This is a genomic window from Streptomyces sp. NPDC093111 (assembly GCF_040683955.1).
Taxonomy (GTDB): domain Bacteria; phylum Actinomycetota; class Actinomycetes; order Streptomycetales; family Streptomycetaceae; genus Streptomyces.
In genome coordinates this window covers 169712-190194 of sequence record NZ_JBFBNW010000008.1, presented here as the reverse complement: position 1 = coordinate 190194, position 20483 = coordinate 169712, and the positions used below count along the sequence as shown (strand labels likewise).

The 20483-nt window shown below is 72.8% G+C and carries 23 protein-coding genes; 8 read left to right on the top strand and 15 right to left on the bottom strand.

The genetic code is table 11. The annotated features are described in order from the left end of the window. Window positions 1–46: 46 nt before the first annotated feature. Window positions 47–1324 (top strand): thymidine phosphorylase, encoded by a 1278-nt coding sequence (locus AB0Q96_RS15965; protein WP_365325742.1) that lies wholly within the window; start codon window positions 47–49, stop codon window positions 1322–1324. Between the two features lie 116 nt (window positions 1325–1440). After that, complete coding sequence (locus AB0Q96_RS15960; protein WP_365325740.1) at window positions 1441–2019, top strand: Uma2 family endonuclease; 579 nt, start codon at window positions 1441–1443, stop codon at window positions 2017–2019. On the opposite strand, the gene AB0Q96_RS15955 is transcribed toward AB0Q96_RS15960, so the two are convergent. Then, entirely contained in the window at window positions 2012–2662 is a 651-nt protein-coding gene (locus AB0Q96_RS15955; RefSeq protein WP_365325738.1) for an HAD family hydrolase, read from the bottom strand. The genes AB0Q96_RS15960 and AB0Q96_RS15955 overlap by 8 nt on opposite strands. 24 nt (window positions 2663–2686) lie before the next feature. Here AB0Q96_RS15955 and AB0Q96_RS15950 point away from each other — a divergent pair, with 24 nt between their 5' ends. Then, on the top strand, window positions 2687–2992 hold the full coding sequence (locus tag AB0Q96_RS15950) for an STAS domain-containing protein (protein ID WP_365325736.1): 306 nt from the start codon (window positions 2687–2689) through the stop codon (window positions 2990–2992). 3 nt (window positions 2993–2995) lie between these two features. Here AB0Q96_RS15950 and AB0Q96_RS15945 read toward each other — a convergent pair whose 3' ends face one another. The 3 genes from AB0Q96_RS15945 to AB0Q96_RS15935 all read right to left on the bottom strand — a co-directional run bounded on the left by AB0Q96_RS15945 (window position 2996) and on the right by AB0Q96_RS15935 (window position 6086). Next, on the bottom strand, window positions 2996–3955 hold the full coding sequence (locus AB0Q96_RS15945) for a sigma-70 family RNA polymerase sigma factor (RefSeq protein ID WP_365325734.1): 960 nt from the start codon (window positions 3953–3955) through the stop codon (window positions 2996–2998). Window positions 3956–4051: 96 nt separating this feature from the next. Continuing rightward, the gene (locus tag AB0Q96_RS15940; protein WP_365325731.1) at window positions 4052–4747 is read right to left on the bottom strand and encodes a L,D-transpeptidase; all 696 of its coding nucleotides are present in this window, start codon (window positions 4745–4747) and stop codon (window positions 4052–4054) included. A gap of 67 nt (window positions 4748–4814) precedes the next feature. Continuing rightward, window positions 4815–6086, bottom strand: a complete 1272-nt coding sequence (locus tag AB0Q96_RS15935) for an MFS transporter (RefSeq protein WP_365325729.1) — start codon at window positions 6084–6086, stop codon at window positions 4815–4817. A gap of 62 nt (window positions 6087–6148) precedes the next feature. Between AB0Q96_RS15935 and AB0Q96_RS15930 the strand changes: the two genes are divergently transcribed. Beyond that, window positions 6149–7102: a LysR family transcriptional regulator gene (locus AB0Q96_RS15930; RefSeq protein ID WP_365325727.1), complete on the top strand. Its 954-nt coding sequence runs from the start codon at window positions 6149–6151 to the stop codon at window positions 7100–7102. 58 nt (window positions 7103–7160) lie between these two features. Here the strand turns inward: AB0Q96_RS15930 and AB0Q96_RS15925 are convergent, their stop codons facing one another. Both AB0Q96_RS15925 and AB0Q96_RS15920 read right to left on the bottom strand, forming a co-directional pair. Beyond that, window positions 7161–7934, bottom strand: a complete 774-nt coding sequence (locus tag AB0Q96_RS15925) for an alpha/beta hydrolase (protein WP_365325725.1) — start codon at window positions 7932–7934, stop codon at window positions 7161–7163. A 98-nt stretch (window positions 7935–8032) separates the two neighbouring features. Continuing rightward, window positions 8033–8851 (bottom strand): GNAT family N-acetyltransferase, encoded by an 819-nt coding sequence (locus AB0Q96_RS15920; protein ID WP_365325724.1) that lies wholly within the window; start codon window positions 8849–8851, stop codon window positions 8033–8035. 105 nt (window positions 8852–8956) lie between these two features. Between AB0Q96_RS15920 and AB0Q96_RS15915 the strand changes: the two genes are divergently transcribed. Both AB0Q96_RS15915 and AB0Q96_RS15910 read left to right on the top strand, forming a co-directional pair. Next, window positions 8957–10111 carry an adenosine deaminase gene (locus tag AB0Q96_RS15915; protein WP_365325722.1) on the top strand — a complete coding sequence of 385 codons (1155 nt, stop codon included), beginning with the start codon at window positions 8957–8959 and terminating at the stop codon, window positions 10109–10111. Between the two features lie 141 nt (window positions 10112–10252). Continuing rightward, complete coding sequence (locus tag AB0Q96_RS15910) at window positions 10253–10702, top strand: hypothetical protein (RefSeq protein WP_365325720.1); 450 nt, start codon at window positions 10253–10255, stop codon at window positions 10700–10702. Between the two features lie 84 nt (window positions 10703–10786). Here the strand turns inward: AB0Q96_RS15910 and AB0Q96_RS15905 are convergent, their stop codons facing one another. From AB0Q96_RS15905 to afsQ1, 5 genes are all read right to left on the bottom strand, one after another. Beyond that, on the bottom strand, window positions 10787–10987 hold the full coding sequence (locus tag AB0Q96_RS15905; protein ID WP_365325718.1) for a PspC domain-containing protein: 201 nt from the start codon (window positions 10985–10987) through the stop codon (window positions 10787–10789). Window positions 10988–11078: 91 nt separating this feature from the next. After that, window positions 11079–11594, bottom strand: a complete 516-nt coding sequence (locus AB0Q96_RS15900) for a VanZ family protein (protein WP_365325716.1) — start codon at window positions 11592–11594, stop codon at window positions 11079–11081. A gap of 154 nt (window positions 11595–11748) precedes the next feature. Then, window positions 11749–12330, bottom strand: a complete 582-nt coding sequence (locus AB0Q96_RS15895) for a hypothetical protein (protein WP_365326054.1) — start codon at window positions 12328–12330, stop codon at window positions 11749–11751. A 56-nt stretch (window positions 12331–12386) separates the two neighbouring features. Next, complete coding sequence (locus AB0Q96_RS15890) at window positions 12387–14081, bottom strand: HAMP domain-containing sensor histidine kinase (RefSeq protein WP_365325714.1); 1695 nt, start codon at window positions 14079–14081, stop codon at window positions 12387–12389. Next, the gene (gene afsQ1, locus AB0Q96_RS15885; protein ID WP_205628185.1) at window positions 14078–14755 is read right to left on the bottom strand and encodes a response regulator transcription factor; all 678 of its coding nucleotides are present in this window, start codon (window positions 14753–14755) and stop codon (window positions 14078–14080) included. The genes AB0Q96_RS15890 and afsQ1 overlap by 4 nt, the downstream gene beginning before the upstream one ends. A 169-nt stretch (window positions 14756–14924) precedes the next feature. On the opposite strand from afsQ1, the gene AB0Q96_RS15880 reads away from it, so the two are divergent. Further along, entirely contained in the window at window positions 14925–15647 is a 723-nt protein-coding gene (locus AB0Q96_RS15880) for a SigE family RNA polymerase sigma factor (protein ID WP_365325712.1), read from the top strand. 178 nt (window positions 15648–15825) lie between these two features. On the opposite strand, the gene AB0Q96_RS15875 is transcribed toward AB0Q96_RS15880, so the two are convergent. Next, window positions 15826–16521: a uridine kinase gene (locus AB0Q96_RS15875; RefSeq protein ID WP_365325710.1), complete on the bottom strand. Its 696-nt coding sequence runs from the start codon at window positions 16519–16521 to the stop codon at window positions 15826–15828. A 52-nt stretch (window positions 16522–16573) separates the two neighbouring features. Between AB0Q96_RS15875 and AB0Q96_RS15870 the strand changes: the two genes are divergently transcribed. Beyond that, window positions 16574–16975 (top strand): hypothetical protein, encoded by a 402-nt coding sequence (locus tag AB0Q96_RS15870; protein ID WP_365325708.1) that lies wholly within the window; start codon window positions 16574–16576, stop codon window positions 16973–16975. Between the two features lie 196 nt (window positions 16976–17171). On the opposite strand, the gene AB0Q96_RS15865 is transcribed toward AB0Q96_RS15870, so the two are convergent. The 3 genes from AB0Q96_RS15865 to deoC are packed head-to-tail and all read right to left on the bottom strand — an operon-like array spanning window position 17172 to window position 20459. After that, on the bottom strand, window positions 17172–18065 hold the full coding sequence (locus AB0Q96_RS15865) for an aldehyde dehydrogenase family protein (protein ID WP_365325706.1): 894 nt from the start codon (window positions 18063–18065) through the stop codon (window positions 17172–17174). Further along, window positions 18058–19494 carry an aldehyde dehydrogenase family protein gene (locus AB0Q96_RS15860; RefSeq protein WP_365325704.1) on the bottom strand — a complete coding sequence of 479 codons (1437 nt, stop codon included), beginning with the start codon at window positions 19492–19494 and terminating at the stop codon, window positions 18058–18060. The genes AB0Q96_RS15865 and AB0Q96_RS15860 overlap by 8 nt, the downstream gene beginning before the upstream one ends. Window positions 19495–19499: 5 nt before the next feature. Beyond that, a complete protein-coding gene (deoC, locus tag AB0Q96_RS15855; protein WP_365325702.1) occupies window positions 19500–20459 on the bottom strand; it encodes a deoxyribose-phosphate aldolase in 960 nt (319 codons plus the stop codon). Between the last annotated feature and the right edge of the window lie 24 nt (window positions 20460–20483).

Here is a 20483-nt window from a genome sequence, read left to right as displayed (position 1 = left end):
CTTCCCACCCGTATCACCTTCTATGCGCGTAGAAAGAGGCTCCACCATGGACGTCATCTCCGTCATCCGCACGAAGCGGGACAAGGGCGAGCTGAGCCCCGAGCAGATCGACTGGGTCATCGACGCCTACACCCGCGGTGAGGTCGCCGACGAGCAGATGTCCGCCCTGGCCATGGCCATCCTGCTCAACGGCATGAACCGGGACGAGATCGCCCGCTGGACCGCGGCGATGATCGCCAGCGGCGAGCGCATGGAGTTCTCCGCCCTCTCCCGGCCCACCGCCGACAAGCACTCCACCGGCGGCGTCGGCGACAAGATCACCCTGCCGCTGGCCCCGCTGGTCGCCGCCTGCGGCGCGGCCGTGCCGCAGCTCTCCGGCCGGGGCCTCGGCCACACCGGCGGCACCCTCGACAAGCTGGAGTCCATCCCGGGCTGGCGGGCGCTGCTCTCCAACGAGGAGATGCTGCACGTCCTCGACACCACCGGCGCGGTCATCTGCGCGGCGGGCGACGGCCTGGCCCCCGCGGACAAGAAGCTCTACGCGCTCCGCGACGTGACCGGCACGGTGGAGGCCATCCCGCTGATCGCCTCCTCGATCATGTCGAAGAAGATCGCCGAGGGCACCGGCTCCCTCGTCCTCGACGTGAAGGTCGGCACCGGCGCCTTCATGAAGAACATCGAGGACGCCCGTGAGCTGGCCTCCACGATGGTGCAGCTCGGCACCGACAGCGGCGTGCGGACGGTCGCGCTGCTCACCGACATGTCGACCCCGCTCGGCCTCACCGCGGGCAACGCCCTGGAGGTCCGCGAGTCCGTCGAGGTCCTCGCCGGCGGCGGCCCCCGGGACGTCGTCGACCTCACCCTCGCCCTCGCCCGCGAGATGCTGACCGCGGCCGGCATCAAGGACGCCGACCCGGCGAAGGCCCTCGCGGACGGCTCCGCGATGGACGTCTGGCGCCGCATGATCGCCGCCCAGGGCGGCGACCCGGACGCGACCCTCCCGGTCGCCCGCGAGCAGCACGTCGTCACCGCCCCGTCCTCCGGCGTCCTGACCCGTCTCGACGCCTACGACATCGGCATCGCCGCCTGGCGCCTGGGCGCCGGCCGCGCCCGCAAGGAGGACCCGGTGCAGGCCGGCGCGGGCGTCGAGCTCCACGCCAAGCCGGGCGACACGGTCACGGCGGGCCAGCCCCTGCTGACCCTCCACACGGACACCCCGGAGAAGTTCGACTACGCCCTGAAGTCCCTGACCGCCGCCTGGGACATCGCCCCGACCGGCACCCCGTTCACGGCGAACCCGATCGTGCTGGACCGCATCGCGTAACCAGGAGATCGCCTCTGGCATGTGCCAGCGACACCTTCGGGTGAACGGGACCGGTGGACCCCCGCCGGTCCCGTTCGGCATGCTGGGATCGGTGACGACCGATTGAGGAGCACACCGTGAGCGCACTCGCCGTTGATGCCGGGCAGGGCTGGGACGATGTCCTCCGCCTCTGGCACGAGATGGACTGGCCCGAGGGCTGCAAGGTGGAGATCATCGAGGGGATCATCACCGTGGCACCGTCACCCGCCAACCATCACAACAGCATCGCCGACAAAATCCAGCGGCGCTTGTACGGCGTGATTCCCGAGGACTGGGGCATCTACCAGACCCTGGCGGTCGCCGTCCCCGCCCGGTCGGGAATGTACGTCCCCGACCTGCTGGTGGCGCCCGAGGCCGTTCTGAGCGAGCCCGGCCACTACATCCCGGCCGCGTCGGCCGAGCTCGTCGTCGAGATCACCTCGCAGTCGAACGCCAATCACGACCGCGTCGCGAAGGCCGCGGGCTACGCGACGGCCGGAGTGCCGTTCTACCTGCTGGTTGACCGGTGGGCACCCGGCGGTCCGACCGTCACGCTCTACGGGGAGCCGAAGGGCGACGTCTACCGCATCCTGCGCGCGGTCCCGTTCGGCGAGGAGATCCGTCTCCCCGCCCCCTTCGGCCTCACCCTCGACACCTCCGACTTCCCCGTCAGCTGAACAGCAGCCCCGGCAGCTTCCGCATGTCGTCGAAGACGACCGTGCCCGGGCCCGTCAGGCGGTCGGGGCGGGTGAGGCCGCCGGCGTAGCCGAAGGCGCGCATGCCGGCGGCGCGGGCGGCCTGGACGCCGTACGGGCTGTCCTCGACGACGGCGCAGCGCTCGGGCGGGACGCCCATGGTGGTGGCGGCGTGCAGGAAGAGGTCGGGGGCCGGCTTCGGGTGGGGGACGTGGCGGGCGCTGAAGAGGCGGTCCTCGAAGCGGTCGAGGAGGCCGGTGCGGGTGAGGTTGGCGCGGATGCTCTCGGGGCTGCCGTTGGAGGCGAGGCAGAACGGGACGTCGAGGGCGTCCAGGACGTCCGTGATGCCCTCGACCAGGGTCAGCTCCGCGTCCAGCGCCTCCTCGTAGCGGTGCCGGAAGGCGTGCTGCCAGTCCGGGGCCAGGGTGCGGCCGGCCCGCTCCTCGACGAGCGCGGTGAGGCCCTTGTGGGAGACGCCGATGAACAGGTCCGCCATCTCGGTCTCGGTGAACTCCGCGCCCACCTCGGCGAAGACCTCCCGGTCCACCCGGCAGTAGACGCGCTCGCTGTCGACCAGAACGCCGTCACAGTCGAAGATCACCAGTTCGACACGATCATGAGTCATGGGCCGACCCTAAGGGGCGGCGCGATGAGTTCCGGCGGTGGCGGCGGTCTGCCTGGTGTGGACATCCCTCGCACTCTCGAACTGCGGCTCACGGCGCGCACCGATCCGGACGAGCTCGGGCGGCTCTGCGCCCTGCTTGCCGCCGCTGCGCCCACCGACGTGGTCTGCGAGCTCGGCGGCCTCGGCCGCCGGGCCGACCTCGGCGTCGTCGACGTCCTGGCCCGGCTGCGGCTGGCCGCCCGGCGGCACGGGCACCGGCTCACCTTCCGGGGAGCCGGGCCCGAGCTGCGCTCCGTACTCGGCCTGGTCGGCCTCGGCGGGCTGCTGTGAGGGCTAGCCCTCCAGCCGCGGCGGCAGGTCGAACAGCGGGAACCAGCGCTTGGTGTCCAGGAAGAAGTCCATCCCGCCGATCTTCCCGTCGTGCAGCTGGAGCACGATCAGCGCCCACGGGGCGAAACCGCCCTCCGGGTCCGGGTGGTAGTGCGCGAAGGCCGGCGAGCCGTTCGCCACGGTCGCCACCAGCTTCGAGCCCCGGCAGACCTCGCCGACCCCGAGCATCCAGCCCACGATGTCCTCGTGGCCGCGCAGCCACAGGTCGTAGGGCGGCATGGACATCGTCGCGTCCTCGTGGAGGAGCGCGGTCAGCGCCTGCATGTCGTAGCCCTCGAAGGCCGCCACGTACCGGTCCAGGAGCGCCTTCTGCTCCTCGTCCAGCGGATCCGCCGCGTCCGAGGTGGCCGGCGCCTGCTCGGCCAGCGTCGCCCGGGCCCGCTGGAGCGCGCTGTTGACCGAGGCGACGCTCGTGTCGAGCAGCTCGGACACCTCGCTCGCCTTCCACGCGAGGACCTCGCGCAGGATCAGCACCGCCCGCTGCTTCGGCGGCAGGTGCTGGAGCGCCGCCACGAACGCGAGCCGCACGGTCTCCCGGGAGACCGCGGTCTCCGCCGGGTCGGCCACCGAGGGCAGCACCCGCCCGTCCGGCACCGGCTCCAGCCAGGTGATCTCGGGGCGCTCGTTGAGCCGGGCCTGTGCCACCGGCGTCGGATCCGTCAGGTCCATCGGACGGGCCCGGCGGTTGCCCGCGTTGAGGGAGTCGAGGCAGACGTTGGTGGCGATCCGGTAGAGCCAGGAGCGCAGCGAGGAACGCCCCTCGAAGGAGTCGAGCGCGCGCCAGGCGCGCACCATGGTGTCCTGCACCGCGTCCTCGGCCTCGAAGGCGGAGCCCAGCATCCGGTAGCAGTAACCCGTCAGCTCCGTACGGTACTTCTCCAGGTCATCGGTCAGCACGTCCATCGGATCCACCCCACTCGCCCCTCACCGGCCGCCGGGTTTCGGGACCGATGAGGGGAAGCTATCGCAGGGCACCGACAACGCGCGGGCCTTCCGGGGTCACGTGCCCGGCTTGCGCCCGTACACGTACACGTCGTCGCCGTTCCTGAGCAGGCTCCAGTACGCCTTGGCGTCGGCGGTCCGCATGTTCACGCAGCCGCCCGAACCCGGCGGGTTCCACATGGACTTGGTGGTCGAGTGGAAGGCCTGCCCGCCGTCGAAGAACTGGGCGTACGGCATCGACACGTTGTAGAGCGTCGACCAGTGGTTGACGCTGCGCCAGTAGATCTTCTTCGCGCCGGTACGGGTCGGCGTGCTCGCCTTGCCGGTGCGCACGGGCACCGGGCCGTACTTCAGCCGGGCGCCGTCCTGGATCCAGGTGAGCTGCCGGGTCAGGTCGACGCAGGCGATCCGGCCCTTGTTCGTCGGACAGGCGCGGTCCTTGTTGGGATTGGTCCCGGCCGCGCGCTGCGCCAGCATGGTCGACATCGTGCGCCAGGTGACCGTCCCGGCGTACCCCTGCGCCGGGGTGATCCCGTGCTTGGCCTGGAAGGACTGGGTCGCCTTGCAGTCGGCGAGCGACTGGCGCCCGTCGACCGGCCGGCCCAGGAACTTCTCCACCTGCTTCTGGTACGGGCCGGTCGTCACGTTGCAGGACGCCGCCGCCGCGGGCGCGGTGCCGAGCGCCACCGTGGTGGGCACCACCAGCGCCGTGACCGCCAGGCCGATGCCGGCCCTTCTCCGTATCGTGCTCATGATCGTCAACTCCCCCTCGAGTCCTGTCCTTTACGACGCTCGGGGGAGTCGAACAGTTGCAGCGGGGTCAGCAGGCGACGCGCAGCCGGCCGGCCTCGATCCGGCGGGCCTCGACGCGCGCGCTGTGCGAGCCGTAGAGGGTGACCGACACGACGCCGAGCACCGCCACCAGACCGATCAGGACCGTCCCGGCCCAGCCGCCCGCGTGGAAGGCGATCGCGCCGAGCGTGCCGCCCACGCTGCTGCCGAGGTAGTACGCGGACTGGTAGAGCGCCGAGGCCTGCGCGCGGCCCGTCTTCGCCGTGCGGCTCACCGAGGAGGAGGCGACCGCGTGCCCGGCAAAGAATCCGGCGGTGATCAGCACCAGGCCCGCGAGGACGGCGGGCAGCGCGTCGGCGAGCGAGAGCAGCAGCCCCGCCGCCGTGGTGGAGACGGCCAGGTACAGCGCCCCGCGGCGGCCCATCCGGCCGACCAGCCGGCCCGCGGCGGCCGAGGAGACCGTGCCGACCAGGTAGACCAGGAAGATCGAGCCGATCACGCCCTGCGGGAGCGAGAACGGCGCCTCGACCAGCCGGTAGCCGATCACCGTGTACACGGCGCCGAACACCGTCATGAACAGCGCGCCGATGACGTAGAGCCGCATCAGCAGCGGGTCCGCGAGGTGCCCCCGGACGGTCCGGCCGAGCGCCCTCGGGTTCAGCGAACCGGGGCTGAAGTGCCGGGCCTTGGGCAGCAGCGCCCGGAAGGCGATCGCGCAGACCACGGCCAGCAGGCCGACGGCCGCCAGACCGGCCCGCCAGCCCCACATCTGCGCGACCCAGCCGGTGACGATCCGCCCGCTCATGCCGCCGATGGAGTTGCCCGCCACGAACAGGCCGATCGCGGCGATCAGTGCCTTCGGCCGCACCTCCTCGGCGAGGAAGGCCATCGCCGAGGCCGGCACGCCGGCCAGCGCCGCGCCCTGCACCGCGCGCAGCGCGACCAGGCTCTCCAGGCTGGGGGCGAGCGGGACGAGGAGTCCGACGACGACGGCGACCGCGAGCGAGGCCGTCATCATCGAGCGCCGCCCGAAGCGCTCGGACAGGGCGCTGAGGGGGAGGACGCACAGGGCGAGCGCGCCGGTCGCGGCGGAGACCGTCCAGGAGGCGGCCGACGCGGTGGCGCCGAACTCGGCCGAGACGGCCGGGAGGAGGGCCTGGGTGGAGTAGAGGAGGGCGAAGGTGGCCACTCCCGCGGCGAACAGCGCGAGGCTCATCCGGCGGTAGCCGGGGGCACCGGGGGAGAGGCGGGTATCGGCGGCCGGGCTGGTGGCGGCCGCCTTGGTACTGGCGGAAGGCATGCCTCGAACGTAGGACGCCCCGGTTCATGCGTCCAATGCACGGAACTGCTGTAATCGTTCCCATGCTGCATGAGTACAGGTCACAGCCTCGCCTGTCACCGAACAGTAACGAAGAAGACATGGGACTGCTGCTCGCGCCGCGGCTCGCGTACTTCGCCGCCGTCGCCCGGCACGAGCACGTGACCCGGGCCGCCGCCGAGATGGGCGTCCCCCAGTCGACCCTGTCCCGGGCGGTGGTCCGGCTGGAGGAGGACCTCGGGGTCGCGCTGTTCGCCCGCCGCGGGCGCACGGTCTCGCTCACCCCGGCCGGCCGCCGCTTCCTCGCCTCCGCCGAGCGGGCCCTCGCCGAGGTCGAGAAGGCCGCCGACTCGGTACGGGCCGACGCCGACCCCACCGCCGGGCGGGTCGCCTTCGGCTTCCTGCACACCATGGGCTCCGAGACCGTGCCCGGCCTCCTGCGCGCCTTCCGGGTCGACCACCCCCGGGTCCGCTTCACCCTGGTGCAGAACTACGGCGAGGCGATGCTCGAACGGCTCCGCGCCGGCGAGCTCGACCTGTGCCTGACCTCGCCCGTGCCGGACGCGCCCGACCTGGTCGGCCGTCGCCTCGACGAGCAGCGGCTGCGGCTCGTCGTCCCCGACGACCACCGCCTCGCGGGCCGCAAGCGCATCCGCCTGGCCGAGGCCGCCGACGAGACCTTCGTGACCCTGGAACCCGGGTACGGGCTGCGCCGCATCACCGACGACCTGTGCGCCCAGGCCGGGTTCACGCCCCGGATCGCCTTCGAGGGCGAGGAGGCCGAGACCCTGCGCGGTCTGGTCGCCGCGGGCCTCGGCGTCGCCCTGCTGCCGCCGCCGGCGGTCGCCCGCCCGGGCGTCGTCGAGCTGGGCGTGACCTCCCCGCGGGCGGTCCGCGAGATCGGCGTGGCCTGGCTCGACGGCCACCCGGACACGCCGCCGGTGGCCGCCTTCAAGAAGTTCCTGCTGAGCCAGCGGGGCAGCCTGCTGCCCGAGTGACGGCGGGGGCGGGGCAGCGGGGCGGCGGCCCGGACGGGCCGGGGCCGCCCGGCGGGCCCTACCGCAGCGAGCGTCCGAAGCCCGCCGCCAGCGGCATCCGCAGCCCCAGCGGCGGCGGCGCGGCCATCGCGTCCGCGAGCGGCCGGCTCTGCGGGTGCGCGAAGAGCGTGGACAGGACGAAGTCGGTTGCCAGGGCGCCGACTTCGTCGTGGTACTGGCGCAGCGCGTGCCCGTCGGCGTGCACCTCGAAGCGGCAGGTGTCCCGGTTGGACTTCTTGGCCCGCTCGGCGAAGCGGTAGGACAGCTCGGGGTCGGTCCGGGCGTCGTTCGTCCCGTGCACGATCAGCACCCGCCGCCCGACGAGCTGCCGCACCGGCTCCGGCTCGGCCGCCCGGTCCTCCTCGGGCAGCCAGGGCGCGAGCGCCAGGACCGCCGTCACCGCCGTGTGCCCGGCCGCGCGCAGGGCCGCCCGGGCCCCCATCCCGCGGCCCAGGAGGCAGACCGGGACGTCGCCGTAGCGCCGTACCGCCTCGGACACCGCCCAGGAGGCGTCCTCGGCCAGCTGGGCGTCCGTGCCGTTCCAGCCGCGGCCCCGGTAGCGGACCACGTGCGCGACCAGGCCGTCGGCCCGGCCCGCGCGGGCCAGCCGGCGGGCCAGCGGCAGTGCCGTCGCGTGGGCGAGGGGCGAGGGGCCCCGTGCGGAGGAGGTCTCGCCGTCCGGGAGCAGCAGGACCACCCCGCCGGCCTCGGTGACCGGGGTCGTCGCTCCTGCGGGCCGCCCGAGCCGGGGTCTCCGGGAGCCGGCCGTCCCTACGAGTGCGTAGTGCGCCATGGCAGAACAGTCTCAGAAGCCGAGGTGTACGCCATCCGTACGCGCGGTCACTGTTACGTATCGTCCGGCGTGCCCTCCCGGGCGAACGGGCGCCCGCCTCACGTCCGTTCGAAGCAGTGCACGCTGCCGACCGGCACGAAGCCGCGCCGCGCGTACCAGTGGCGCGGCCAGTCGTCGGCCAGCGCGACGAGGAAGGTGGTGGTGCAGCCGGCCTCGGCGCCCATCCGCAGCGCGGTGTCCAGGACGACGCCCGCGTGGCCCTGCCCCAGGTGGGCGGCGGCCGTCACCAGGTCCTCGATCTGGGCGACGCCGACGGCCGGGTCCAGATACAGGTCGGCCCAGGAGGCCGGCTCGCCGAACTCGTCGTGCGAGGCGAGGAATCGCACGTCGGGGGCGCCCCGGCGGCGGGCCGCGCGCCGCTCCACCAGGGTGTGGATCACCTCGTCCGGGACGTCCGGCAGGAACCGCCGCTGGCTCTCGGTGAGCGCCCCGCGCAGCGCCGGAAGCTCCACCTCGCGGGCCCCGCCGCGCTCGGGCGGCGGGCCGGTGTGCCGCATCACGACCGTGCGGGTGAGGGTGTACCCGGCCCGGGTCAGCGGCGGCGCGCACGCGTCCCCGGTCGCCGCGTCCAGCACGTACACCGCCCGGTGCGCGAGCGGGGCCAGGGCCGCGTCCACGTGCCCGGGCAGCGCCTCGGGGTCGGTCGGGCCGTCGATCAGGACGTGGTTGTTGCCGTAGGACAGCGCGTACGTGTCGTCGAGCGCGGCGAAGCCGCCGGGCACCGGCAGGGTCCGCTCGGCCTGCCGCCGGGTGAACGCGGACAGGAAGGCGTGGATCCGGCGCAGTTCGGCGGCGGCGTCGGCGGTGTCGGCCGCCTCGGAGTCGGGGGTCCCGGGTGCGGGCGCTTCGGCTGGCATACCGCCAGGCTAGGCGGCCGGGCCGCCCTTCCGCACCGGAAATTCGGGCCGGGCGAAAGGCGCGGAAGGGGCGCGCTCTACGCGCGTAGGCGCTACAGTGCGGAAATGACGAGCCAGATCCCCAGTACCCCCGCCGCGGACCAGATCCGCCGTGCCCCGAAGGTGCTTCTCCACGACCACCTCGACGGTGGTCTGCGCCCCGGCACGATCATCGAACTCGCCCGCGCCCAGGGCTACGAGAGCCTTCCCGAGACCGAGCCCGACAAGCTGGGCGTCTGGTTCCGGGAGGCCGCCGACTCCGGCTCCCTGGAGCGCTACCTGGAGACCTTCGCGCACACCTGCGCCGTCATGCAGACCCGCGAGGCCCTGGTCCGCGTGGCCGCCGAGTGCGCCGTCGACCTCGCCGAGGACGGCGTCGTCTACGCCGAGGTCCGCTACGCCCCCGAGCAGCACCTGGAGGGCGGTCTCACCCTCGAAGAGGTCGTCGAGGCGGTCAACGAGGGCTTCCGCGAGGGTGAGCGCCTGGCCAGGGAGAACGGGCACCGCATCCGCGTCGGCGCCCTGCTCACCGCGATGCGGCACGCCGCCCGCGCCCTGGAGATCGCCGAACTCGCCAACCGCTACCGGGACACCGGGGTCGTCGGCTTCGACATCGCGGGCGCCGAGGCGGGCTTCCCGCCCACCCGGCACCTCGACGCCTTCGAGTACCTGAAGCGGGAGAACAACCACTTCACCATCCACGCGGGCGAGGCGTTCGGGCTGCCGTCGATCTGGCAGGCCCTCCAGTGGTGCGGCGCCGACCGGCTCGGCCACGGGGTGCGGATCATCGACGACATCGAGGTCGCCGAGGACGGCTCGGTCACCCTCGGCCGGCTCGCCGCGTACGTGCGGGACAAGCGCATCCCGCTGGAGATGTGCCCCACGTCCAACCTGCAGACCGGCGCCGCCGACTCGTACAAGGAGCACCCCATCGGGCTGCTCCGCAAGCTGCACTTCCGGGCCACCGTCAACACCGACAACCGCCTGATGAGCGGCACCAGCATGAGCCGGGAATTCGAATTCCTTGTCGAGGCATTCGACTACACGCTCGACGACATGCAGTGGTTCACGGTCAATGCGATGAAATCAGCGTTCATTCCTTTCGATGAACGCCTCGCAATGATCAACGACGTGATCAAGCCCGGTTACGCCGAGCTGAAGTCCGAATGGCTGTTCCAGCAGACGGCCACGACCAGCGAGTCTTCCCGCCAGGCGAGCTGAACGCTTTCCCCAGGATGATCATCGGAGCGGCCGGGCCCACCACGCCCGGCCGCCTTTCGGTGTTTGCGGCCGGGGCTTTCGCTGATTAGTTTGCGTAGCCACTCTGCATTCCCCACTGAGATTCCTGAGGAAGATTTTCTGATGAAGCAGTCTGCCGCCAAGACGCTCGGTGTCGCCGCTCTCGGTGCCGCTTTCGCCGCTGCCGCCGCCGGCACGGCCTCCGCCGCGCCCTCGCTGCCGCTCGGCACCGACGCGCTCGGCACGGTCACCAGCATCGTGCCGCTCGGCGAAGACGTGACCGACCTCCCCTCCGGCGTCGCCGAGACCCTCGGGGCCGGCCAGGGCGCCCTCAACGTCGGTGCCGAGCAGGGTGTCGGGACGCTCCCGCAGATCACCGACCAGGCCGGCAAGGCCCTCCCGCCGGTCACCGAGCAGGCCACCAAGGTCCCCATGGACGGGGTGCAGACCGGCCTCGCCCACACCCCCGCCGGCCAGCTCACCGGCCTCCTCGGCGGCCTCCCGGTCGGCCAGCTCACCGGCGGTCTGCCCACCGGCGGTCTGCCCACCGGTGCCCTCGGCCTGCCGGTCTGATCCCTCCCGGATCACCCCGTACGACGCCAGAGGGCGCCCCTCCCGGACCGGGAGGGGCGCCCTCAGGCGTATCAGGCGATCCGCCTACCAGGCGGTGCTCGGCGACTTCTCCGCCGGCAGCAGCACCCACAGCGCCAGGTAGAGCAGGAACTGCGGGCCGGGCAGCAGGCACGACACCAGGAAGATCAGGCGCATCGTTCCCGAGGAGATGCCGAAGCGCCGTGCCAGCGCCGCGCACACTCCGCCGATCATGCGTCCGTCTCGGGGGCGGACAAGTGCGGCCATGGTGGGCTCCTTCGGAGTCTCGCGGGGGCCGTTTCGTCGGGCCCCCGATGTGACTCCATCCTCGCCCGGGGCCCGGGGACAAAGCGTCGGTCTACGGGGCGATCCCGACCCTGGGAATCGTCGGGGTCGCCCCCTGGGGGGAACGCCCCCGTCTCCTCCCGGAGGAGGACCGCGCCCCCGACCTGCGGCGGAGACGGGCCCGCCCGGCCGGGACCACGAGCAGATGGGCCAGCGCCACGCCCGCGGTGTTCAGGAGCACCGAGTCCACGTCCACGACCTGCCCCGGCACCGCCGTCTGCAACAGCTCGATCGCCGTCGACAGGAGCGCCCCCGCCGCCGTCGTACGCGTCAGCGACGCCCACGGGGACACGGAGAGCCGCCCGTCGGCCATCGGCAGCAGCACCCCGAGCGGGGCCAGGAGCAGCAGCCCCCCGGCGATCCGCCGGGCCGCCTCGGCCGGGCCGAGCGCCAGATCGATCCTGATCCCGGCCAGTGGGGTCAGGTTCGGCGCGGTCACCCAGGCCACGTCGCGTGGGCGGAGCGCCACCCAGGCGACGAAGAGCAGATGAGCGAGGAGGAGGGCGAACCCCGCCGCACGCACGACCACGGCGGCACTGCCGCCCGAACTGTCGGAATCAACCGAACCTTGACGCTGCACGCCCCCCAAGACGCGCACCCCGGCGGAATCGGTTCCGCCACCCCGAAGACCGAGGTCAGGGACGCACCGGAGCCCGATGAGGAAGCCGGGGCCGGGAGCGGGCTCAGGAAGCGGTCGGGACCGGCGTCCCAGAAGGACCCGTCGGCCCGGACGGCAGCGTCGGCACCGTCGAGTCCGGGCGTTCCTTCAGCTCCTGGGTGCACCGGTAGCGGCGCGGCTCGTACGCGCCGGGGCCGCCGAGCACCACCGTGTCGCCGCCCGCGCCCGCCGCGCTCTCCGCGAAGGTGCACACGATCTGCGCGAACGCCGTCGGCGGCAGGTCCTCGGGCTGGCGGCTCAGCCGCAGGGCGCCCTTCGGGTCGCCCCGGTGGCCGGCGGTCACCTGGAGCGGGCCCTTCACGGCCGTGGCGAACCCGGCCTGCCGCTCGTCGTCCGACGGCTCGCTCTCCAGCTGGGCGAGGAGCGCCGAGGCCGTGCGGACGGGATCGCCGACGGCCTTCTCCTCCGGCAGCGGCGAGCGGCGGTCCACCCGCTCCAGCTGCGCCCCGCACAGCAGGTACACGCGCAGCGGCACGCCCTGCGTGCCCGCCACCCGCGTCTCACCGCGCACGTCGCACGGCACCCGCGAGGGCGCCGCGCCCGCGTCGACCGGCACCGAGGTCGTCCGGATCCCGCAGCCGGACATGAGCCCGGCGGCCACGGCCACGCCCGCCGCTATCAGGGCACCCGTACGGTGACGTCTCAACGCTCCTCCACCTCGCCCTGGCTGCTGCGGGTCTGCAGCTCGCGCGCGATCCCGGAGCCGTCCCGGGGCAGCCGCAGCACGAACACCGCGCCGTCCACCCGGCCTTCCTCGTCCGTCGAGTTGGCGGCGCTGATCGAACCGCCGTGGATCAGCGCGTTCTCCATGGCGATCGACAGGCCGAGGCCACTGCCCTCGGACCGCGGCCGGGAGGCGCTCGCCTTGTAGAAGCGGTCGAAGACGTGCGGCAGGACCTCCACGGGGATGCCGGGCCCGTGGTCGCGCACCGCGATCACCAGGTCCTCACCGGGCTCGCCACGCTCGCCGTCCTCGTCCCAGTCGTCCCTGTCGTCCCTGTCGCCCCTGCCGTCCCTGTGGTCCCGACCGTCCCTACCGTCGCCCTCGCGGTCCCCGGCGGTCCCGGCGCCCCCACCGGCCGGGCCGGCCCCGCCGTCCTCGCCGTGCTCGGGCACCTCGGTCCGCACCGAGACCCGCACCGGCGAACCGCCGTGCTTGAGCGCGTTGCCGATCAGGTTGGCCAGGATCACGTCGAGCCGGCGCGGGTCGAGCCGCGCCACGATCCCGCGCTCGGCGTCCAGGTCCACCGCGTCCAGCCAGGCCCGCGCGTCGATGCACGCGGTGATCTGGTCGGCGATGTCCACGTCGTCGAGGACGAGCCGCGCGGTGCCCGCGTCGAAGCGGGTCACCTCCATCAGGTTCTCCACCAGGTCGTTCAGCCGCCGGGTCTCGCTGACCACCAGCGCCACCGCCGGGGCGATCATCGGGTCGAGGGTGTCCTGCTCGTCCTCCAGGACCTCGGTGACGGCCGTCAGCGCGGTCAGCGGGGTGCGCAGCTCGTGCGACATGTCGGCGACGAAGCGCCGGCTCGCCTCGTCCCGGGCGCTCATGTCCGCGACCCGCTTCTGCAGCGATTCGGCGGCGCCGTTGAACGTACGCGAGAGATCGGCCAGTTCGTCGGTGCCGGAGACCTGGAGGCGGGTGTCGAGCTTGCCCTCGCCGAGCTGCCGGGCGGCCTCGCCGAGCCGCTGCACCGGCCGCAGCACGGTCGCGGCGGCGACCTGCGCGAGCAGCACCGAGCCGATCACCGCGAGTCCGGTGGCGATCCCGAGGGACCAGGACAGGGAGTTGAGGTCGGCCTTCTCCGCGGCGAGCGACTTGAACATGTAGCCGGTCGGCCCGCCGCCGTCGATCTTCGTCCCGCCGACCAGGAACGGCGTCGAGCCGCGCTGCGTCCGCTGCCAGAACAGGTGGTACGGGAAGTCGTTGACGTCCGTCACCGGCCGCTTGGTCTCCACCGCGGTCTGCAGCGGACGCGGCACGTCGGCGAGGGTGAACGCGTCCGGGTCGGAGGCGCCGACGATCGGCTTGCCCGCGTCGCGCTCCCCGATGAGCAGCACGCTGTAGCCGGCGCTGCCGCTCGCCATCTGCTCGGCGGTGCGCCGCAGCTCCTCCTCGGTGGGCCGGGTCGGCAGCGTCGCTGCCCGGTTCTGCATCTCCTGGCGGAAGTCGTTGAGCGCCCCGTTCTGGGTGCGCGTGAGCACCGCCTCGCGGTTCAGCCAGTACGCGATGCCGGAGGCGGCCGCGGCGGCGGTGAGCGCGACGAGGGCGAACACGACGACGAGCCGGAGCCGCAGGCTGGTGAGCCGGAGCCCCGCGATGATCCCCTTGCTCACGCAGGGACGTCCAGCCGGTACCCGACGCCCCGCACCGTGCGGATCAGGGTCGGCGAGGACGGCACGTCCTCGACCTTGGCGCGCAGCCGCTGCACACAGGCGTCCACCAGGCGCGAGTCGCCGAGGTAGTCGTGCTCCCACACGAGCCGCAGCAACTGCTGGCGCGACAGGGCCTGTCCGGGCCGCCGGCTCAGCTCCAGGAGCAGCCGCAGCTCGGTCGGGGTGAGCTGGAGGTCCTCGCCGTTCTTCGTGACGGTCATCGCCGAGCGGTCGATGACCAGCGAGCCGAAGCTGGCCGAGTCGGTGGACTCCCGCTCGCCGCGCCGCAGCACGGCCCGGATCCGGGCGTCGAGCACCCGGCCCTGGACGGGCTTCACCACGTAGTCGTCGGCTCCGGACTCCAGGCCCACGACCACGTCGATGTCGTCGCTGCGGGCCGTGAGCAGGATGATCGGCAGCTGGTCCGTCCGCCGGATCCGGCGGCACACCTCGAAACCGTCGATGCCGGGCAGCATCACGTCCAGCACGACCAGGTCGGGCCGCTGTTCCTTCAGCAGCTTCAGACCGTCCTCTCCCGTCGCCGCGGTGGCCACACGGTGGCCCTGGCGGGACAGGGAGAGTTCGAGGGCCGTGCGGATGGCGTCGTCGTCCTCGATCAGCAACAGGAAAGGCACGGACTCATTCTGTCCCATCGGCCGTCCGAGTTCGACCGTCCGGCCGGGCCGCCGTGCGACCCCCCGCCTGTGACACGCCTGTGACAGTCGGGGGACACCGCGATGAAGTGGGCCGGGCAGGCTTTTCCCCATCAAGGACCTACGGACTCCGAACGACGGGGGGCGCGGAATGAACGCACTGCACAGCACCACCTCAAGCGCAGTTGTCACGCGCCTCCACGACGTCACGCGGAGCACCGAGAAGTCCGGCGCGGTGAACGGACGGGGGTGCGTTCGCAGCGTCGGGCGTCAGCACAAGGCGCCGTACATGGTCGCCGTGGCTGACGGGGCAGCGGTGTACGGGGAGGTCACGGGGGAGCGCTCCGGCTGTTCGGAGGCCGAGTTCACGGCCTACGTCCAGGAGCGCCGGGCCTCCCTGTACGCCACCGCCTACCACCTGACCGGTGACCGGTTCGAGGCCGAGGACCTGCTGCAGAGCGCGCTGTTCTCCACGTACCGGGCCTGGGACCGGATCAGCGACAAGGCCGCGGTCGGCGGCTACCTGCGGCGCACCATGACCAACCTGCACATCAGCGCCTGGCGCCGGCGCAAGCTCAACGAGTACCCGACCGAGGAGCTCCCGGAGACGGTGGGCGAGACGGACGCGATGCGGGGCACCGAGCTGCGCGCGGTCCTGTGGCAGGCCCTGGCCCGGCTGCCCGAGCTCCAGCGCACGATGCTGGTGCTGCGCTACTACGAGGGCCGCACGGATCCGGAGATCGCGGCGATCCTGGACATCAGTGTCGGCACGGTGAAGTCGAGCATCTGGCGCTCGCTGCGAAGGCTGCGCGAGGACGAGGTGCTGAGCTTCGGCCGTGACGAGGAGGAGTCCTTCGGGCAGCTTGTCGCCTGAAGGCGGTACGGGGGACCACGGGGGAGAACGGGGGACCGTACGGGGGTGACCGGGCAACCGGGCAACGGGGTAACGGGGGAAATACGGCGAGGGCCGGACAGGATCGGGGGATCCTGTCCGGCCCTCGGCGCGTTCGGGACGCGGGCGACCGGGCGACCGGGCCGACTCGGCCGACCGGTCAGCGGGTCGCGGGGGTGCGGCAGCGGCCGGCCGCTGCGGCGGCCAGGCGGCCCAGGGCCTCGTCCTTGCCGCAGGGGTGGGCGCCCAGGGAGGTCTGGCGGGCGACGATCGCGCGTTCGGCGCGCATCAGGCGCCAGCCGCGGCGCAGCAGGAAGGGCACCGACTTGCGGCCCTCCCTCAGGTCGCGCAGCAGCCGGCGGCGGAAGGTGGTCGACGGACGGCCGCGCAGGCAGAGCGCGTCGGCGAGGACGCCGAGTTCCCGGCAGCGCTCCACGATGTCGGCGGCGAAGATCCCCTCCGCGACGAACAGCGGGGTCCGCTCGATGTCCAGCGTCTCGTGGTCCACGCGCGAGCTGGTGGCGATGTCGTACACCGGGACGGCGGTCCGGCCGCTGCGGCAGAGCTCGACGATCGCGGCGACCGCCGCGTCCCCGTCCCAGGAGCGTGGGGAGTCCCAGTCGATGTCCGTGCTGTCCTCGACCAGCGGCAGCGTGGGGTCGTCGGCCTCCTTGTAGAAGTCGTCGAGGCGCAGCACCGGCAGGCCGGTGAGGGCGGCGAGGGACGACTTGCCGGAGCCTGAGGGGCCCGTGAGCAGGACGACACGGGTCGGGATCGGTTGGGAACTCACGGGACACCAGTGTGAACCATTACCCCGTAAAGGGGACCACCGAGGCGGCCCGTTGGTATCGAGCATCACACCTCCACTACTGTCTGTGCCCGCGCGATCACTCCACGGAAGGATCTTCATGGCACGCCACGCAGAACCCAGGACCTCCCGCCGCAGCGCCCTGCTGAGGGCCGGACTCACCGTCACGGCGGCCGGCGCGGCGGTGCTCGGCGCCGGCGCCGCGGGGGCCCAGGCCGCGGCCCCGCTGCCGCTCCCGGTCGACTCGCTGAGCCGGACGGACCTCGCGGCCGCCGGGTCGGGCGCCGTCGAGGGCGTCGGCCAGGGCCTCGCCCCGCTGACCCGCCTCCAGCTCGACCCGCTCGCCAACACCGGCGTCGACCCGCTCGACAACGGACTCGGCACCCAGGTCGCCGACTTCAAGCCGGTCGGCACCAACCTGCTCACCGACCACGTCACGAAGGGCGGGGCGGTGGCCGACCTCCCGGCCGTCGGGCCGCTGACCCAGGGGCTGCTTCCGTAGCGACCGGTCCGGCGGGCCCGGCGGACCCGGCGGGTCCCACGGGCGCCTCGGGCGCGGCCTCGGGGGCCGCGCGGGGGCGACCCGGCGGGACCCGGCGGGATCTCCCGTACGGGACGCCGGTCCGGGTACGGCGACGGCCCCCGGGGTGTCCCCGGGGGCCGTCGCGCGCGGTGCGGGCCGTGCCTGGCGGCCGTGCCTAGTACGCGGAGCCGCTCGCGCCCAGCGAACCCGTCGGGTGCCAGACGGTCTTCGTCTCCAGGAACGCGGTCATGCGGTCCGTGCCCGGGGACGCGGTGAAGTCCTCGGTGCGCGGGCGCAGGACGCGCTTCAGGTTGTCCGCCGCCGCGATCTCCAGCTCCACGGCCAGCCCGGCGTCCGCGCCGGTCAGGTCGATCGCGTTGACGTCCTGGTGGGCCGCCAGGTGCGGGCCCATCTCGGCGGCCCTGCCGGAGAGCAGGTTGACCACGCCGCCCGGCAGGTCGGAGGTGGCCAGCACCTCGCCCAGGGACAGCGCGGGCAGCGGGGCCTTCTCGCTGGTGACGACGACCGCCGTGTTGCCGGTCGCGATGACCGGGGCGATCACCGAGACCAGGCCGAGGAAGGACGACTCCTGCGGGGCGATCACGGTGACGACACCGGTCGGCTCCGGGGTCGACAGGTTGAAGTACGGGCCCGCCACCGGGTTGGCGCCGCCGACGACCTGGGCGATCTTGTCGGTCCAGCCCGCGTACCAGACCCAGCGGTCGATCGCCGCGTCCACGACGGCCGCGGCCTTCGACTTGGACAGGCCCTCGGCCTCGCCGACCTCGCGCGCGAACTGGTCCCGGCGGCCCTCCAGCATCTCGGCCACGCGGTACAGGATCTGGCCCCGGTTGTAGGCCGTCGCGCCCGCCCAGCCGCCGAAGGCCTTGCGGGCGGCGACGACCGCGTCACGGGCGTCCTTGCGGGAGGAGAGCGGCGCGTTGGCCACCCAGTTGCCCTTGGAGTCCGACACCTCGTACACCCGGCCGCTCTCGGAACGGGGGAACTTGCCCCCGACGTACAGCTTGTAGGTCTTGAAGACGCTCAGCCGCGTCGACGACTCAGACATCGAGGTAGGCCTCCAGACCGTGACGGCCGCCCTCGCGGCCGAAGCCCGACTCCTTGTAGCCGCCGAAGGGCGAGGTCGGGTCGAACTTGTTGAACGTGTTGGCCCAGACGACCCCGGCGCGGAGCTTGTTGGCGACCGCGAGGATCCGCGAGCCCTTCTCCGTCCAGATGCCCGCCGACAGGCCGTACTGGCTGTTGTTGGCCTTGGCGACGGCCTCGTCGGGGGTGCGGAAGGTCAGCACCGACAGGACCGGGCCGAAGATCTCGTCGCGGGCCACCGTGTGCGCCTGCGTGACGCCGGTGAAGAGCGTCGGGGCGAACCAGTAGCCGGCCGACGGGATCTCGCAGGCGGCGGACCAGCGCTCGGCGCCCTCCGCCTCGCCGCGCTCGACGAGCGAGGTGATCCGGGCCAGCTGCTCCGCGGAGTTGATCGCGCCGATGTCGGTGTTCTTGTCGAGCGGGTCGCCGAGGCGCAGGGTGCTCAGGCGCCGCTTGAGCGAGTCCAGCAGCTCGTCGTGGATCGACTCCTGGACCAGCAGGCGGGAGCCTGCGCAGCAGACCTGGCCCTGGTTGAAGAAGATGCCGTTGACGATGCCCTCGACGGCCTGGTCGATCGGGGCGTCGTCGAAGACGATGTTGGCGCCCTTGCCGCCCAGCTCCAGGGTGAGCTTCTTGTCCGTGCCCGCCACCGACTTGGCGATGGCCCGGCCGACCGCGGTCGAACCGGTGAAGGCGACCTTGTTCACGTCCGGGTGCTCGACCAGGGCCGCGCCCGTGTCGCCGTACCCGGGAAGGATGTTGACGACGCCCTTGGGCAGGCCCGCCTGGCGGCAGATGTCCGCGAAGAACAGGGCGGACAGCGGGGTCGTCTCGGCCGGCTTCAGGACGACCGTGTTGCCGGTCGCGAGGGCCGGGGCGATCTTCCACGCCAGCATGAGCAGCGGGAAGTTCCACGGGATGACCTGGCCGGCCACGCCCAGCGGGCGCGGGTCCGCGCCGTAGCCGGCGTGGTCCAGCTTGTCGGCCCAGCCCGCGTAGTAGAAGAAGTGCGCGGCGACCAGAGGGAGGTCCGCGTCGCGGGTCTCCTTGATCGGCTTGCCGTTGTCCAGGGTCTCCAGGACGGCCAGCTCGCGGCTGCGCTCCTGGATGATCCGGGCGATCCGGAAGAGGTACTTGGCGCGCTCGGAGCCGGGCAGCGCCGACCACTTCTCGAAGGCCTTCCGCGCCGCCTTCACCGCGCGGTCCACGTCCGCGGCGCCCGCCTGGGCGACCTCGGACAGGACCTCCTCGGTGGACGGGGAGACGGTCTTGAAGACCCTGCCGTCGGCCGCCTCGACGAACTCGCCGTCGATGAAGAGGCCGTAGGAGGGCGCGATGTCGACGACGGACCGGGACTCGGGCGCCGGCGCGTACTCGAATGCAGATGCCATGTTGATCAGTCCACCGTCACGTAATCGGGGCCGGAGTAGCGGCCGGTCGCCAGCTTCTGACGCTGCATCAGCAGGTCGTTCAGCAGGCTGGAGGCACCGAAGCGGAACCAGTGGTTGTCCAGCCAGTCCTCGCCGACGGTCTCGTTGACCAGGACCAGGAACTTGATGGCTTCCTTCGTGTTGCGGATGCCGCCCGCGGGCTTCACGCCGATCTGGACGCCGGTCTGCGCGCGGAAGTCGCGCACGGCCTCCAGCATCAGGAGCGTGTTGGCGGGGGTGGCGTTGACCGCGACCTTGCCGGTCGAGGTCTTGATGAAGTCCGCGCCGGCCATCATGCCGAGCCAGGAGGCGCGGCGGATGTTGTCGTACGTGGAGAGCTCGCCCGTCTCGAAGATCACCTTCAGGCGCGCGCGGTCGCCGCACTCCGCCTTGATCGCGGCGATCTGCTCGTAGACCTTCAGGTAGTGGCCGGCGAGGAAGGCGCCACGGTCGATGACCATGTCGATCTCGTCGGCGCCCGCGGCGATGGCGTCGGCCGTGTCGGCCAGCTTCACCGGCAGCGCGGCGCGCCCGGCCGGGAAGGCGGTGGCGACCGAGGCGACCTTGACGCCGGAGCCCGCGACGGCGGCCTTGGCGGTGGCCACCATGTCGGGGTAGACGCAGACGGCGGCCGTCGTCGGGGTGCCGCGGTCGGTCGGATCGGGGTTGACGGCCTTGGCGGCGAGCGCCCGGACCTTGCCCGGGGTGTCCGCGCCTTCGAGCGTCGTCAGGTCGATCATGGAGATGGCCAGGTCGATGGCGTAGGCCTTGGCCGTGGTCTTGATCGAGCGGGTACCGAGGGACGCGGCGCGCGCCTCCAGGCCGACGGCGTCGACGCCGGGCAGCCCGTGGAGGAAACGGCGCAGCGTGCTGTCGGACGCGGTCACGTCGGCGAAAGCGTGTGCTGCGGTTGCAGTGGTGGGCATGGTCACCAGTCGAGCATATCTACG